We start from the raw sequence: 15987 nt of genomic DNA, 5'->3' as shown, positions 1-15987 counted from the left end.
CCTGAAGCCGAATTCGACCGATTGGATCGAGCGCTGGGAATCCTCGCGGGCGAGTTTGGGGGGGACAGGCGCGTCCGCCTTGTCAGCAGCTGTCGACGCCTCCGCTCGCCTCGCCATAGGCCGCGTCCCCTTTATGAACGGCGGTCGGCCGTTTCCCCTTCCACATCATATGCATGCTAAATCCAGGCGTCTAACCCAATCCGGGGTCGGATCAACCGCAGTGAAGTCGCGACTTTCGTTTATAACAAATCCGACTTGACAATGCACAATCAGAGTCTAGGTATCGATCCAGGCTGCCCTCCGCTGGCCGATCGATTGGGCGTGGCTTGATCTCTCGACCTGCGGCCCAGCTCAGTGCGGGCGTCCGGTCTCGGCGCGCCCGATGCGACCAACGATAAAATTCGGGGAGCGGATCGTGAGCGGCAAAGCACGGGTATTGATCGCGGGCGCCGGCATCGGCGGGCTAGTGGCCGGCTTGTCGCTGCTGCGGCGTGGCTTCGACGTGGACATCTACGAACAGGCCCCCCATCTCGGCGAGATCGGCGCGGGTTTCCAGATCAGCGCCAACGGCGCGCGGGTGCTGTTCGAACTCGGCCTGGAAAAGCAGATTCGCGCCACCTTCATGGAGCCGGCCGGCAAGGAAATCCGGCTGTGGAACACCGGCGAGACCTGGAAGCTGTTCGATCTCGGCGTGGTGTCGATCGAGCGCTACGGCTTCCCCTATTTCATGATCCATCGCGCCGACCTGCACGGCATCCTGGTGGACGCCATCCGCGCGGTTAAGCCCGACGCCATTCACCTGAACGCCAAGGCGGTCAGCTCGGTCCAGGACGGAACGTCCGTAACCCTGACCTTCGCCGACGGGACCACCACCACCGGCGACGCCCTGATCGGCGCGGACGGGGTGCACTCGACCATCCGCCAAGCCCTGTTCGGATCGAGCAAGCCCGCGTTCACCGGCTGCGTCGCCTGGCGCGGTCTGGTGCCGGCCGAAAAGCTGCCCGAGAACCTGCGCCGCCCTGTGGGGGCCAACTGGGTCGGCCCCGGCGGCCACATCGTCCACTACCTGCTGCGCCGGGGCGAGTTGTTCAACTTCGTCGCCGTGGTCGAGCGCAGCGACTGGCAGGTCGAATCCTGGACCGAGCGCGGCACCAACGAGGAATGCGCCGCCGACTTCGCCGGCTGGCACCAGGACATCCAGACCGTCATCAGCCATCTCGACCAGCCCTATAAATGGGCGCTGCTGGGCCGCGACCCGATGGACCAGTGGTCGGTCGGCCGCATCACCCTGATCGGCGACGCCTGCCATCCCACCCTACCCTTCCTGGCCCAGGGCGCGGTGATGGCGATCGAGGACGGCTTCATCCTCGGCCGCTGCATGGACGCCTATGACGACGTCGAGACGGCGCTGCAGCATTACGAGCGGGCGCGTATCGAGCGCACCGGCAAGATCGTGCGCGGCTCGGCCGAAAACGCCAAGCGCTTCCACAACCACGTGCTGTCCAACACCGCCGAGGCGGAGGCCTATGTCACCCGCGAGTTCGAGGAGACCAAGGTCGAGCAGCGCTACGATTGGCTGTTCCGCTACGACGCCACCAGCGTGTCGATCGACTAAACGGTCTAAGGTGAACCCGCGACCGCAACTCGAGAGACAAGATCAATGACCAGCCTCGATCGCAGCCACGACCCCGCCCTGAAAAGCTGGGTCGCCTCGGCCAACGGGCATGACGACTTCCCGATCCAGAACCTGCCCTTCGGCGTGTTCAGCCCGGCCGGCGAGGCCCCGCGCGGCGGCGTCGCCATCGGCGACAGCATCCTGGACTTGAACGCAGCAGTCGGAGTCGGCCTGTTCACCGGCGACGCCCTGATCGCCGCCAGGGCCGCTTCGGGACCCGTGCTGAACCCGCTGATGGCGCTAGCCTCCGGCCCGCGCCGGGCGCTGCGCCTGCGGCTGAGCGAGCTGTTCGAGGACAACGCCCCCGAACGCGCCAAGGTCGAGCCGCTGCTGCACGCGGCCAGCGCCTGCGTCCTGCACCTGCCCGCCGCCATCGGCGACTACACCGACTTCTACGCCGGCATCCAGCACGCCATGAACGCCGGCAGCCTGTTCCGCCCCGACAACCCGTTGTTGCCGAACTACAAGTATGTGCCGATCGGCTATCACGGCCGCGCCTCGTCCGTGCGCCCCTCCGGCGAGCCGGTCCGCCGGCCCAGCGGCCAGCGCAAGCTGGCGACCGAGACGGTCCCGACCTTCGGCCCCGCGCGCAACCTCGACTACGAGCTGGAGCTGGGCGTCTGGGTCGGCCCGGGCAATGCGCTGGGCCAGCCGATCCCCATCGCCGAGGCCGGCCGGCATATCGTCGGCATGTGCCTGCTCAATGACTGGTCGGCCCGCGACATCCAGGCCTGGGAATACCAGCCGCTGGGGCCGTTCCTGGCCAAGAACTTCACCACCACCGTCTCGCCCTGGATCGTCACCGCCGAGGCGCTGGCGCCCTTCCGCCTGGCCCAGGCCGCGCGACCCGAGGGCGATCCCGCGCCCCTATCCTACCTGACCGACGCCGCCGACCAGGCCGAGGGTGCGGTCGACATCGCGCTGGAGGTGCTGCTGGCCCCCAAGGGCGGCGCGCCCGAGCGGCTGTCGGGCAGCAACGCCACCGACCTGTACTGGACCCTGGCCCAGCTCGTGGCCCACCACGCCAGCGGCGGGTGCAACCTTAATCCCGGCGATCTGTTCGGAACGGGCACCATCTCCGGCAAGGGCCGGGACGGTTGCGGGAGCCTGCTCGAACTGACCCGCGGCGGAGCCGAGCCCCTGACCCTGCCGTCGGGACAGACGCGCAAGTTCCTGGAAGATGGGGACGAGGTGATATTCCGTGGCGTCTGCCGGCGCGACGGCTTCGTCCAGATCGGCTTCGGCGAGTGCCGCGCGGTCCTGCTGCCAGCCTTGGATGCGTAAGGAAAACCGACCATGGAAATGACCGGCGAGAGACTGATCACGGCGTCCCGCGAGAAGGTGTGGGCCGCCCTCAACGACGCCGACGTGCTGCGCCAGTCCATCGAGGGCTGCGAGTCGCTCGACAAGACTTCCGAGACCGAGTTCGTCGCCAAAGTCGTGGCCAAGCTCGGCCCGGTGAAGGCCAAGTTCGGCGGCAAGGTCACGCTCAGCGACCTCGACCCGCCCAACGGCTACACCTTGACCGGCGAGGGCAATGGCGCGGGCGCCGGCTTCGCCAAGGGCGTGGCCACGGTGAAGCTGACCAGCGAGGGCGACGACACCCGCCTGACCTACAACGTCAAGGCCGACGTCAGCGGCAAGCTGGCCCAGATCGGCTCGCGCCTGATCGAGGGCTCGGCCAAGAAGATGGCCGACGACTTCTTCAACAAGTTCAGCGCCAATGTCGGTGGCGGCGCTGCGCCCGAGGCGTCGGCGAGCTCCGGCGCGTCGAGCTCATCCAGCGCCTCCGCCAAGAGCGGCGCGCCGGCGAAGACCCGCGAAGTCGCCGCCGACTGGTGGATGGAGCCGGGCTGGATGGCGGCCGGCGGGGTGCTGGCGGCCTCGATCACCATCTGGATCGGCTATTTCATCGGCCGCAGCACTGCACGCGCGGACGCCAAACGCCGTTGAACATGCTACAATGAGATATATCGATACGGGAACGCGCGCCATGTCGGACCAGCCGAAGATCAACGGTCTCTACCACTTCGCCTATCCCTGCCGGGATGCGGAGGAGACCCGCCACTTCTACGAGGACCTGCTCGGCCTGCCGCTGGTCCACTGCATGCGGTCCGACGCGGTGCCGAGCTCGGGCGAGAAGCGGCCCTACGCCCACATCTTCTTCCAGATGGGCGACGGGTCCTACGTGGCCTTCTTCGACCTTGGCACCGGCGAGAAGCCCGCGCCCTCGCCCAACACCCCGGACTGGGTCCAGCATCTGGCCCTGGAGGTGAATGCGGTCGAGGACGTGCTGAAGCACAAGACCAACCTGGAGGCCGCCGGCGTCGAGGTCAGAGGTCTGGTGGACCACGACTTCGTCCAGTCGATCTACTTCTTCGACCCCAACGGCCTGCGGGTGGAGATCACCACCCGCACCGAGGAGCCCGGCTTCGTCGAGCACGCCGCCGCCGAAGCCCACGCCCAGCTCGCCGACTGGACCCGCACCAAGGCGCAGCTCGTCGCACACTAACCCTTTCGACCCGAGGCCTCCGTCTTGACCAAGCATGAATGGGACCGGCTGCCGGTCATCATCACCTTCTCCGAAAACCTGAAGATGACGGAGACCTACGGCTTCACCGGAAGCCAGGGTCTGACCGTGCTCGAAGGCCAGCACTTCGTGCCGAGGGGCAAGCCGGCGGAGACGGTGTTCCTGTTCATGCACCCGACATCCACCCTCCAATTGTTGCCGATGCCGGCGGCGCTGGCGGACGCAGGGCTGCACGTGCTGTGCTGCGGCAGCCGCTACGCCAAGAACGACAGCGCCCTGATCATGGAGAAGGTCGCCTTCGACATGGGCGCCTACATCCGCCACGCCCGCGAGAAGATGGGCTACAAGAAGGTGGTGCTGGTCGGCTGGTCCGGCGGCGGCTCGCTATCGCTGTTCTACACCGCCCAGGCCGAGCATCCGACCATCACCCATACGCCCGCCGGCGACCCCTATGACCTGACCGCCGCCGGGCTCCAGCGGCCGGACGGGGTGATCTTCATCGCCGCCCACCTCAGCCGCGCCGAGACCCTGACCGAGTGGCTCGACCCCTCCATCGTCGACGAGCTGAACCCGGACGTGCGCAATCCCGAGTTCGACATCTACAGCCCCGACTGCCCCAACAAGCCGCCTTTCACGTCCGACTTCGTGGCCGCCTTCCGCGACGCCCAGCGCGCCCGCAACCGCAAGATCACCGCCTGGGCTCAGGACCTGCTGGAAACCCTGAAGCACCGCCAGGACGGCGAGATCGAGCGCGCCTTCGTCACCCATCGCACCATGTGCGACGTGCGCTGGCTGGACCCCACCATCGACCCCAGCGGCCGCAAGCCCGACTGGTGCTACATGGGCAATCCGCGCACGGTGAACGTCGGGCCGGTCGGTCTGGCGCGCTTCTCCACCCTGCGCTCCTGGCTGTCGCAGTGGTCCTACGACCTGTCCAACGCCAAGGGTCCGGCCAACGCCGCCCACATCCTCCACACCCCGGTGCTGCAGATCGAGAACGAGGCCGACGACGCGGTGCCCGCCACTCACAACCCCGCGATCCGCGACGCACTGGCCACCCCGGACAAGGAATTCGTCAGCATCAAGGGCGCCACCCACTACTATCTGGGCCAGCCCGAGCACCTGGCCACCTGCATCGCCACGGTGCTGGACTGGAGCGCGCGCAAGGGCCTGCTCGATAGCTGAGCTGAAAGCGGCGATAGCTCAGCTATGAGGGCTTGATCGCCGCCCTGCCCCCGGCGACAAGCGGCTCCGAACCGCCCGCCCGATATCCGGGCGGCGGCCTTCAGTGCGGAAACGTCATGTCCCTGTCGATGTACGAAGCGAGCACCCCGGTCTTCGTCCGGATGCTCAACAACCTGTCGGCCATCCTGAAGAAGGCCGAAGCCTCCGCCGAAGCGCGCAAGATCGAACCCTCGGTGCTGATCAACGACCGGCTTGCGCCCGACATGCTTCCCCTGACCCGTCAGATCCACATCGCCACCGACGCCGCCAAGGGTTGCGTCGCGCGCCTCGGCGACGTCGAGGTCCCCAGCTTCCCCGACACCGAGACCACCTTCGCCGAACTGCAGGAGCGCATCGCCAAGACCATCGCCTTTATCGAGAGCGTGGACGCGGCGGCCATGGAAGGCTCGCAGGACAAGTCCTTCACGATCAAGTTGCGCTCGGGCGATCTGGTCATGACCGGGCGCGAACTGCTGCTGAACTTCGCCATGCCCAACTTCTACTTCCACGTCACCACCACCTACCTGATCCTGCGCCATAACGGCGTGGACCTCGGCAAGCCGGACTTCCTCGGCAACCGCTAGGCTTTCTGCGTCCTTCGAGACGCCCCTTCGGGGCTCCTCAGGATGACGGGCGTGGGCGGGTGCGTAGAGCCTTCATCCCCCATCCCCGTCGTGCTGGGGAGCCTGGCGGTCGCAATGTTCCAAAGGGAAACACCTGCCTCAACCTTCGTCATGCTGAGGAGCGCTTCTTAGAAGCGCGTCTCGAAGCACGCACCCCGCTGGACCGTCGTCCAGCTTAACCGCTAGGTTGCTCCCCTGATCGGAATGGGGGACACCATGGGGCGAGCGACGAGCAGCGTGCGAACGGCGATGTTGGCGGGAGCCGCGCTTCTGGCGCTTGGCGGCCAAGCCCTCGCCGCCCCGCCCGCCAAGGCCGCTACCGAGACCGCCGACGCCCCCGGCAAGTCCTTCGCCGACGCGATCAAGGGCCTCCAGCCGCTCAAGGGCCTGCTGCCGGTCTATCTCGACAAGCGGGGCGGCCGGGTGCTGATCGCCCTGAACCCGGACAAAGACGGCGACTGCGGCCAATTCCTCTACCAAGTCTACATGCGCGCGGGCCTGGGTTCGACGCCCATCGGCATCGACCGCTCCAATCCCAGCCGAACCGAACTGATCGCCTTCAAGCGCGAGGGCAAGCGGGTGATCGCCGAGCTGCAGAACACCCACTTCCGCGCCGGCGACGGCGCCCCGGACGAGGTGCAGGCGGTGCGGGAATCCTTCCCGCCCTCCACCGTCTGGTCCGGCGCCATCGTCGCGGAGGGCGCGGACGGGACGCTGCTGGTGGACGTCTCCAGCTTCCTCACCCGCGACGCCTTCGGCTCGGTCGAGATGCTGAAGGCGGCCAAGCAGGGCAGCTTCAAGGTCTCGCCCGAGCTCAGCTATCCCGACGTGGCCGGCGTGCAGGCCTTCCCGGAGAACCTGGAGTTCGACGCCCACCAGACCTTCGTCAGCGACGATCCCGGTCCCGAAGTGCGCGGCATCGCCCCCGATCCACGCAGCGTGACGGCGATCGAGCACCACTCGCTGATCAAGCTGCCGCCGCCCGGCTTCGTCCCGCGCGAGGCCGACCAGCGCACCGGGGCGATCAGCGAACTGATCGCCGACTACGGCACGCCGCTGGAAGGCTCGACCATCGTGCGGCTGGCCCACCGCTTCCGGCTAGAGAAGACCGACCCTACGGCCGCCCGCTCCACGGTCAAGAAGCCCATCGTCTTCTACGTCGACCGCGCGGCGCCGGAGCCGGTGCGCACCGCCCTGGTCGAGGGCGCGCGCTGGTGGGGCCAGGCGTTCGACGCGGCCGGCTTCATCGACGCCTTCAAGGTCGAGGTTCTGCCCGAGGGCGTCAGCCCGCTGGACGCCCGCTACAACGTGATCAACTGGGTCCACCGCCAGACACGCGGCTGGTCCTACGGCGCCAACATCATCGACCCGCGCACCGGCGAGATCGTCAAGGGATCGGTGCTGCTGGGCTCGCTGCGGGTGCGCCAGGACCGGATGATCTTCGAGGGGCTGGTCGGGGCCGACAAGACCGGCACGGGCGGCCAGGACGATCCGATCCGCATCTCCATCGCCCGCCTGCACCAGCTGTCCGTACACGAGACCGGCCACGCCATCGGGCTGGAGCACAACTTCGCCGCCAGCACCTTCGACGACCGCGCCTCGGTGATGGACTATCCGCCGCCACGGGTGAAGATCGTCGACGGCAAGCTCGACTTCACCGACGCCTACCAGGTCGGCGTCGGGACCTGGGACAAGTTCGCCATCAAGTGGCTCTACACCCCGGTCGCACCTGGCGAGGAGGGCCGCCGCCAGCTCGACCAGATCGTCACCGACGGCTACGCCCACGGCCTGCGCTATGTCAGCGACAACGACAGCCGCCCCACCGGCTCAGCCCACCCGAACGGCTCGCTGTGGGACGACGGGACCGACCCGGTCGAGGGGCTGAAGCACGTGCTGGCGGTGCGCCGGATCGCGCTGGACCGGTTCGGGACCGCCAACCTGCCCAAGGATGCGCCCGTATCGGACCTGCGCCGCGTGATCGTGCCGATCTACCTGTTCCACCGCTACGAGGTGGACGCGACCTCCAAGCTGGTGGGCGGGATCGACTTCACCTACGCGGTTCGGGGCGACGCGCATGAAAGCTCGAAGGTCGTGTCCCCGGCCGACCAGCGCCGGGCGTTGGACGCGCTGCTGGCCACCCTCGATCCGTCCTTGCTGAACCTGCCCGACCCGTTGATCGACCTGCTGGCCCAGGGCCGCGACAGTCCGCGCGACAAGGCCTTCGACGTGGAGGTGTTCGGCCATCCCCACGCGCCGGGTTTCGACCTCGGCACGGCGGCGGACGCGGCGGTGGACATCACGCTGGGCGACCTGCTCGACCCCGACCGGCTGAACCGGGTGGCCGACCAGGGTGGTCGCGATCCGTCCCAACTCCAGCTGTCCGAGCTGCTCGACAAGACCGTGGCCACAGCCTACGCGCCCGGCGGTCCGGGCCGCCTGGGCGAGCTTCGCCGCCGCATCCAGGCCCGCACCATCATCCGCCTCGCGGCCGCCCTACAGGAGAAGTCGCTGAACCCCACCGTGGCGGCGGAACTCAAGGCCACGCTGACTGGCCTCGGCCAGCGGCTGGCGGCGACCAAGGCCGGCGATCCGGCCGACATCGCCCAGGCCCGCTACTACGCCGACCTGATCCTGAACCCGAGCCGAGACGGGGCGGCCGCCATCGCCGCCGCCGATACGCGACGTCAACTGGAGCCGCCGCCAGGCATGCCGATCGGCGAAGGCGGCGACCAAGGCGAGGACTGCTGGTATTGCGAGAGCGTGTCCTTCTCGCAGTGAACGGATAAACGCCCGCCATGGCCAGCCGTCCGACGATCATGATCATGCAGCCCCACCTGGGGCGGCTGTCATCCCAGCTGGAGGGCGACTACCGCGTGCTCCATTACTCGGAACGCCCCTCGCCGGAAGACATGGCGGAGGCGCGGGCCATGGTGGTCGCCGGCGAGTTCGCCCTGGACAAGGCCCTGATCGAGCGCCTGCCCAATATCGGCCTGATCGCCTGCTTCACCGCCGGCTATGACGGGATCGACGTCGCCTGGGCCAAGGCGCGCGGACTGGCCGCCACCCATGCGCCGGGCGTCAACCACGAAGATGTCGCCGACCACGCCATCGGCCTGATCACCGGCTTCGTGCGCAAGATCGTCGACGGCGACCGGCTCCTGCGCGCGGGCGAATGGCTCCCGACCGGCAAGACCCTGACGCCTTCCCTGGCCGGCAAGCGGGTGGGGATCGTCGGCCTCGGCGGCATCGGCGAGGCTCTGGCGCGCCGCTGCGAGGTGATGCGGATGCCGGTCGCCTGGTGGGGCCCGCGCGAGAAGCCGGGCGCCGCTTGGCCCCGCGCGGAGAGCCTGCTCACCCTGGCCCGCGACAGCGACATCCTGGTCGTGGCCTGCCGGGCGGACGAGACCAATCGCGGCCTGATCTCGCGCGAGGTGATCGAGGCGCTGGGATCGGACGGCCTGCTGGTCAATGTCGCGCGCGGCCAACTGGTGGACGAGGACGCCTTGATCGCGGCGCTGAAGGACGGTCGGCTCGGTGGGGCCGCGCTGGACGTGTTCGTCAAGGAGCCCACCCCGGCCGAGCGCTGGACGGACGTCCCCAACACCGTGCTGACGCCCCACACCGCCGGCGCCACCTTCGCCTCGGTGCAGGCGATGATGGCGTTGATGAAGGACAACCTCGCCGCCTTCTTCGCCGGCGAGCCGCTGAAGACCCCGATCCAGGATTAGTCACATGACATCGCGTAACCGCCGGACGGGCCTCCGCGCCGCGCTGGCCCTCGGCTCGGCCGTCGCCGCTCTCGCCGCCACAGGCCCGGCCTGGTCCCAGACCAGCGCCTACAGCGCCGTCGACCCCTTCATCGGCACGGGACCGGACGGTCACACCTATCCAGGCGCAACGGTCCCGTTCGGCATGGTGCAGCTCAGCCCCGACACCTGGATCGGCGACTTCCACCATTCCTACGCCCACGCCGCCGGCTATCGCTACGACGACAAGACCATCCAGGGCTTCTCCCACACCCACTTCTCAGGGGCGGGCCATTCGGACCTCGGCGACATGCTGGTCATGCCGATCGCGGGCGACGTGAAGCTCGAACCCGGCGACGAGGCCCAGCCTGGCTCCGGCTACCGCTCGCGCTTCAGCCACGACACCGAGAAGGCCGAGCCCGGCTACTACGCCGTGACGTTGTCGGACTACGGCGTGCGGGCGGAGCTGACGGCCACCCCACGCGCGGGCCTGCACCGCTACACCTTCCCAGCGGGCAAGGCCGCCCACCTGCTGCTCGACCTGCGCCAGAGCATCTACAACTATCCGGGCAAGACGCTCTGGTCGCGCATCCGCATCCGCGCGGACGGGACGATCACGGGCTTTCGCGAGACGCGCGGCTGGGCGCCCGGACGACAGCTCTACTTCGCCATGCGCTTCTCCGCCCCGCTGGCCGGGCACGAGCTGTACGACCGCGAGACGCCCATCGACTACAAGGGCTTCAAGACCCCCGGTGACAGCCCCGCCGACACCCAGGCGGTCGAAGGGCGTGGACTGGTCGGTGTGTTCGACTTCGGCGCCCTGTCCGGGCCGCTGACGGTGAAGGTGGCGATCTCGTCGGTCAGCGAGGCGGGCGCTGTCGCCAATCTCGACGCCGAGGCTCCGGGCTTCGACTTCGACAAGGCCCGCAGCGAGGCCCGCGCCGCCTGGGAGCACGCCCTGGCCGCCGTCGACATCCAAGCCCCCGCGCCGATGCGCAAGACCCTCTACACCTCGCTCTACCACGCGCTGATGGCGCCCAGCCTGTCGATGGACGTGGACGGCCGCTATCGCGGGCCGGACAACGAGGTGCACCAGGCCAAGGGCTTCGACTTCGTCTCGACCTTCTCGCTGTGGGACACCTATCGCGCCGAACAGCCGTTGATGACCCTGATCGAGCCGGAGGGGCGCACCGCCGACGTGGTCAACTCGCTGGTGATGTCCCAGCAGGAGAGCCCGTTCGGCATGCTGCCGATCTGGCAGTTCCAGGGCATCGAGGGCTGGTGCATGATCGGCTACCACGCCGTACCCGAGATCGCAGACGCCTACTTGAAGGGCATCAGGGGCTTCGACGCCGACAAGGCGCTGGACGCCATGGTCGCCACCGCCACCTACGCCCCCTATGGCCATCTCGGCGACTACATGAAGCTCGGCTACGTGCCGGTGGACAACGACGGCGAGGCCGCCTCCAAGACGGTGGAATACGCCTTCGACGACTGGACCATCGCGCGGATGGCCAAGGCCATGGGCCGCGAGGAGGTGGCCAGGACCTTCGAGGCGCGCGCGCAGAACTGGCGCAAGGTGTTCGATCCCAAGGTCGGCTTCGTGCGCCCGCGCCTGGCCGACGGCAGCTTCCGCGCCGCGTTCGATCCGGCCCAGGCGGGCGCTGAGAGCGGCTTCACCGAGGGCAATTCCTGGCAGTACTCCTGGTACGAGCCCCAGGACATCGGCGGGTTGATCCACGAGCTGGGCGGCGACGGCAAGCTGGTCGGCAAGCTCGACGCCATGTTCGAGGCCAAGGTCGACCTGAAGCAGTACGCCAATGTCGAGGACATGGCCGGGATGATCGGCCAGTACGTCCATGGCAACGAACCCAGCCACCACCTGGCCTATCTCTACGCCTATGCTGGCCAGCCCTGGCGCACCCAGGAGCGGCTGAAGCAGATCGTCGACAGCCAGTACCGCCCCACCCCAGATGGCCTGGTCGGCAACGACGACCTGGGCCAGATGTCGGCCTGGATGATCTTCACCGCGCTGGGCTTCTATCCCGTGGCCCCGGCCTCCAACGAGTACGTGATCGGCCGCCCGTTCGTGGAGCGGGCTTCGCTCGCCCTGCCCAACGGCAAGCGGTTCACGGTGACGACCGAGGGCCTGTCGGACGCCCACCCCTATGTCGGGCGCGTGATCCTGAACGGCCGGCCGCTGACCCGCAGCTTCATCCGCCACGACGAGATCATGGCCGGGGGCGAACTGCGCTTCGTCATGCAGGCGACGCCGAACAAGACCTGGGCGACGGGCGCCGGGGAGCGGCCGTTCTCGATGACGGCCTACTAAACTCCCTCCCCTCGAACGGGGGAGGGATTACAGACGCCGAAAGCCCAGCAGCACGTTGCCTTCCGTCGACAGGTAGTTCTTGGCGTAATCGAACCGGGGCGTGTCGGAGAACAGCAGGTAGTAGTACTTCATCTGCTCCGACCACCAGTAGCCGGGACACGAGTCGTCCTTGGTCTTGGGCGTGGCGGTGACGTCCTTCAGCCCGGAATAGCCGTAGCGGGATCGGCTCGACGCCTTCATGTTCAGGAAGTGCGTCCGACCGATGCGCCGCCACAGCGGGTCCTTGTCCAGGAGCCACAGGTTGAACGCCGCGTCCGCCAGTTCCGGCCGCAGCGCGTTGCTGGGCGCAGTCGGCTTGAACGTGGCGTAGTCGAAGCCCTCCGGGATCACCCCAAACTGGTCCTGCACCGCCGACCAGGACAGCGTATAGGCACGGCCCTCGCGCATCGCCCCGCCCTGCCCCAGCAACCCGCCATAGAAGGCGTCCAACTCGGTCTGGTGGTGGTCTAGCCGCGCGCCGGTCTCGAAATCCACCGCCGCGAACCATAGCCGACCGTCGCGCACGTCCTGCTGGTGCTTGAGGATGGCGGTGGTGCAGACATCGTAGCAGCGCTTGGAGTCCGCATCCCCGAACAGCTGCCAACCGTCCCACAGGTACTCGTAATAGGAGTCCGAAGGCGGCCCGATGGTGGCGCGGCGGCTCATCCACTTACCCGTTTCAGCATGGATGGCGTCGGCCAGCAGATCGAGGTGCGAGCGGCGGTCGAACATCGCCTTGGTCGCGGCCTTGGGCAGGTCGTAGAAGCGCTTATCGCCAGTCAGCCGGCTCAGCGTCCCCCATTCGGGCAGGTAGCTGCCAACCTCGGCCGGATTGGTCATCGGATCGCGCACCGCGCCCGTGCGCAGGTTGACGAAGCGGTATGGCATCCCCGTCGGCGACTTGGTGAAGGCCGGCGACAGCCGCTCGGCCAGGTCGTGGGCCAGGGCCAGCAACCGCCGGTCGCCGCTGGCGTGGTGGGCTGACAGCAACCCGCCGACCAGCCGGATCGAGGTCTCGAACAGCTGGATATCGCCGTCGATGTCGAAGCGCAGGTTAGCGACGCACCAGTTCACCCCCTGCTCGAACTGAGCGTCCAGGCCCATGACCCACAGGGTGTCCAGCGCCTCCACAATCGACAGGCCCAGCCTGTGTTCGGGGAAGAAGAAGGACTGCGGCGTACCGCTGACCGGCCGGATCTGGTCATGGCCGAAGGCGTGCTCGACATATTGCGCCCACGACCAGGCCATCTCGGCCTTCACGTCTTCGGCAAGCTTTTTCCAGTCCGTCTCGTCAGGCGCAGCGTAGGCTGAGGTGGCGAGCAGCCCGCCGGCGGCGGCCGTGTACAGGAAGGTGCGGCGATGCAAGGCGCGGGCGAACGGCATGGGCGGCCTCTCGGATACCAGGCAGCGGCTATAGCAGGCTGCGGGCAACCGACAGAAGGTCCTAGCGGATAGGCGCTGCGTGCTTCGAGACGCGCTGCGCGCTCCTCAACATGACGAAGTTGGGAAGGCGGAAATCTTTCGAACCCACTCACGTCCGTCATGCTGAGGAGCCCCAAAAGGGCGTCTCGAAGGACGCATTTCACGTCCCAGAATTACGCAGTTGACCACAAAATTACGGATAGCGTAAAATCTACCCATGGCGATCGTGGAAGACATAGCGCCGAACCGCCGCCAACGCGTGCAGTCGGCCGAGACGGGAGCGGACATCCTCAAGGCCCTGGCGCGGCTGGCGCCCTCCGCCTCGCTGTCGCGACTGGCCGAGACCGTCTCGATGCCGCCCGCCAAGGCCCACCGTTATCTGCAATCCCTGATCGCCAGCGGCCTAGCCGAACAGGAACCGCTGAGCGGGCGCTATCGCCTGGGCGCGGAGATGCTCTCCATCGGGCTGACCGCGCTGGGCCGGCTGGACATCACCGAGATCGCCGCCAAACACCTGGGCGCGCTCCGCAACCATATCGGCCAGACCTGCCTGCTGGCGGTGTGGGCCAATCACGGCCCGACCGTGGTGCTGGTGCGCGAGGCGCCCGGCGCGGTGACGGTGGTGACGCGGATCGGCTCGGTGCTGCCCCTGCTGGGCTCGGCGACAGGGCTGGTGTTCGCCGCCTTCCTCGACAGCGTCGACACCGCCAGCGCCGTGTTCGACGAACTGCACGACCTGAAGGACCAGCTCGAAGCTCCCGCCTCCCCGCTCGCGGCCCGCCTCGACGGGGTGCGCACCACCAGCCTGGCCAGCGTGCACGGCCTGGTGGTTCCCGGCGTCGACGCCCTGGCCGCGCCAGTGTTCGGCTTCGGCGGCGGGGTTTCCGGCGTGATCGCGACGCTCGGCCCCAACACCAGCTTCGACGCACGCCTGGACGGCCCGCTCGCAGCGGCCCTGGCGGATTGCGCCACCGCCATGAGCGCCGAACTCGGCGCGCCCGCACCCATGCTTCTCGACACAGCGCGGACCTGACCGCGCCAACAACGACAGGGAGATACGCTCATGGACATGACCACGCCGCTGGACACCACCGTCGCCGCCAAGGGCTACATGTCCGGCTTCGGCAACGGGTTCGAGACCGAGGCCCTGCCCGGCGCCCTGCCGGTCGGTCGCAACTCGCCCCAGCGCTGCGCCTATGGCCTGTACGCCGAACAACTCAGCGGCTCACCGTTCACCGCGCCCCGCGCCACCAACGAACGCTCCTGGCTCTACCGCATCCGCCCAACGGTGAAGCACTGGGGCCGCTTCACCAAGGCCGACATCGGCCTGTGGCGCACCGCGCCTTGCCACGAGCACGACACGCCCATCGCCCCCATGCGCTGGAGCCCAATCCCGATGCCGAGCGAGAGCGTCTCGTTCCTCGAGGGCGTACGCACCATCACCACCGCCGGCGATGCGGACAGCCGCAACGGCATGGCCGCGCACCTCTATTTCATCACCCGATCGATGACGGATGAGTGCTTCTACAACGGCGACGGCGAGATGCTGTTCGTGCCCCAGGAGGGTGCGCTGCGCCTGCGCACCGAGTTCGGCATCGTCGAAGTCTCGCCCGGCGAGATCGCCGTGGTCCCGCGCGGGGTCAAGTTCCGGGTCGAGCTGATCGGGGGACCCGCGCGCGGCTATCTCTGCGAGAACTACGGTGCGGCCCTGACCCTGCCCGAGCGCGGCCCCATCGGCGCCAACTGCCTGGCCAATCCGCGCGACTTCCACACCCCGGTCGCCGCCTACGAGGACGTCGACGCCAAGACCGCCATGTATGTGAAATGGGGCGGCGCGCTGTGGGTGACGGAGCTGGAGCATTCGCCGCTGGACGTGGTGGCGTGGCACGGCAACTACGCGCCCTACAAGTACGACCTGCGGCGGTTCTCACCGGTGGGGCCGCTGTTGTTCGACCACGCCGACCCGTCGATCTTCACCACCCTGACCTCGGGATCGGAAACGCCCGGCACGGCCAACCTGGACTTCGTGATCTTCCCGGATCGCTGGGCGGTGGCGGAGAACACCTTCCGCCCGCCCTGGTATCACATGAACATCATGAGCGAGTTCATGGGGCTGATCTACGGCGCCTACGACGCCAAGCCCCAGGGCTTCACCCCCGGCGGCTTCAGCCTGCACAACGCCATGCTGCCCCACGGCCCGGACGCGGAGGCGTTCGAGGGCGCCAGCAACGCCAAGCTCGAACCGCGCAAGCTGGAGAACACCATGGCCTTCATGTTCGAGACCCGCCTGCCCCAGCGCGTCACTCGCTACGCCGCCGAATTATCCGAGTTGCAGCAGGGATACGTCGATTGCTGGAAGGGCCTGGAGAAGCGGTTCGATCCGACGCGGCGGTAAG

General features: G+C 68.0%; 12 protein-coding genes. 11 read left to right on the top strand and 1 reads right to left on the bottom strand.

Annotated features, from left to right (window positions below; genetic code table 11):
* Positions 1-415: 415 nt before the first annotated feature.
* From GSQ87_RS18440 to GSQ87_RS18400, 9 genes are all read left to right on the top strand, one after another.
* Complete coding sequence (locus GSQ87_RS18440) at positions 416-1615, top strand: FAD-dependent monooxygenase (RefSeq protein WP_216839384.1); 1200 nt, start codon at positions 416-418, stop codon at positions 1613-1615.
* 45 nt (positions 1616-1660) lie between these two features.
* Positions 1661-2959 carry a fumarylacetoacetase gene (gene fahA / locus GSQ87_RS18435; protein ID WP_158916956.1) on the top strand — a complete coding sequence of 433 codons (1299 nt, stop codon included), beginning with the start codon at positions 1661-1663 and terminating at the stop codon, positions 2957-2959.
* A gap of 12 nt (positions 2960-2971) precedes the next feature.
* Entirely contained in the window at positions 2972-3628 is a 657-nt protein-coding gene (locus GSQ87_RS18430) for a carbon monoxide dehydrogenase subunit G (RefSeq protein WP_158916954.1), read from the top strand.
* A gap of 40 nt (positions 3629-3668) precedes the next feature.
* Positions 3669-4187 (top strand): VOC family protein, encoded by a 519-nt coding sequence (locus GSQ87_RS18425; protein ID WP_158916952.1) that lies wholly within the window; start codon positions 3669-3671, stop codon positions 4185-4187.
* Between the two features lie 24 nt (positions 4188-4211).
* The gene (locus tag GSQ87_RS18420; protein WP_158916950.1) at positions 4212-5390 is read left to right on the top strand and encodes an alpha/beta fold hydrolase; all 1179 of its coding nucleotides are present in this window, start codon (positions 4212-4214) and stop codon (positions 5388-5390) included.
* A gap of 116 nt (positions 5391-5506) precedes the next feature.
* Positions 5507-6013, top strand: coding sequence for a DUF1993 family protein (locus GSQ87_RS18415; protein ID WP_158916948.1), 507 nt, complete (start codon positions 5507-5509; stop codon positions 6011-6013).
* A gap of 255 nt (positions 6014-6268) precedes the next feature.
* A complete protein-coding gene (locus GSQ87_RS18410; RefSeq protein WP_158916946.1) occupies positions 6269-8830 on the top strand; it encodes a zinc-dependent metalloprotease in 2562 nt (853 codons plus the stop codon).
* A gap of 17 nt (positions 8831-8847) precedes the next feature.
* Positions 8848-9780, top strand: coding sequence for a 2-hydroxyacid dehydrogenase (locus GSQ87_RS18405; RefSeq protein WP_158916944.1), 933 nt, complete (start codon positions 8848-8850; stop codon positions 9778-9780).
* 4 nt (positions 9781-9784) lie between these two features.
* Positions 9785-12130 carry a GH92 family glycosyl hydrolase gene (locus GSQ87_RS18400; RefSeq protein ID WP_158916942.1) on the top strand — a complete coding sequence of 782 codons (2346 nt, stop codon included), beginning with the start codon at positions 9785-9787 and terminating at the stop codon, positions 12128-12130.
* Positions 12131-12157: 27 nt separating this feature from the next.
* Here the strand turns inward: GSQ87_RS18400 and GSQ87_RS18395 are convergent, their stop codons facing one another.
* Positions 12158-13552, bottom strand: a complete 1395-nt coding sequence (locus GSQ87_RS18395) for a glycoside hydrolase family 47 protein (protein WP_158916940.1) — start codon at positions 13550-13552, stop codon at positions 12158-12160.
* Positions 13553-13808: 256 nt separating this feature from the next.
* Here GSQ87_RS18395 and GSQ87_RS18390 point away from each other — a divergent pair, with 256 nt between their 5' ends.
* Together GSQ87_RS18390 and hmgA are read left to right on the top strand one after the other, a co-directional pair.
* Positions 13809-14624: an IclR family transcriptional regulator gene (locus tag GSQ87_RS18390; protein WP_216839383.1), complete on the top strand. Its 816-nt coding sequence runs from the start codon at positions 13809-13811 to the stop codon at positions 14622-14624.
* A 36-nt stretch (positions 14625-14660) separates the two neighbouring features.
* A complete protein-coding gene (gene hmgA, locus GSQ87_RS18385) occupies positions 14661-15986 on the top strand; it encodes a homogentisate 1,2-dioxygenase (protein ID WP_216839474.1) in 1326 nt (441 codons plus the stop codon).
* Position 15987 lies beyond the last annotated feature (1 nt).

The sequence above is a fragment of the Caulobacter sp. S45 genome (assembly GCF_009765965.1).
Taxonomy (GTDB): Bacteria; Pseudomonadota; Alphaproteobacteria; order Caulobacterales; family Caulobacteraceae; genus CAHJWH01.
Note: the sequence above shows the minus strand (reverse complement) of the source record. Positions and strands in the feature narration are given on the sequence as shown.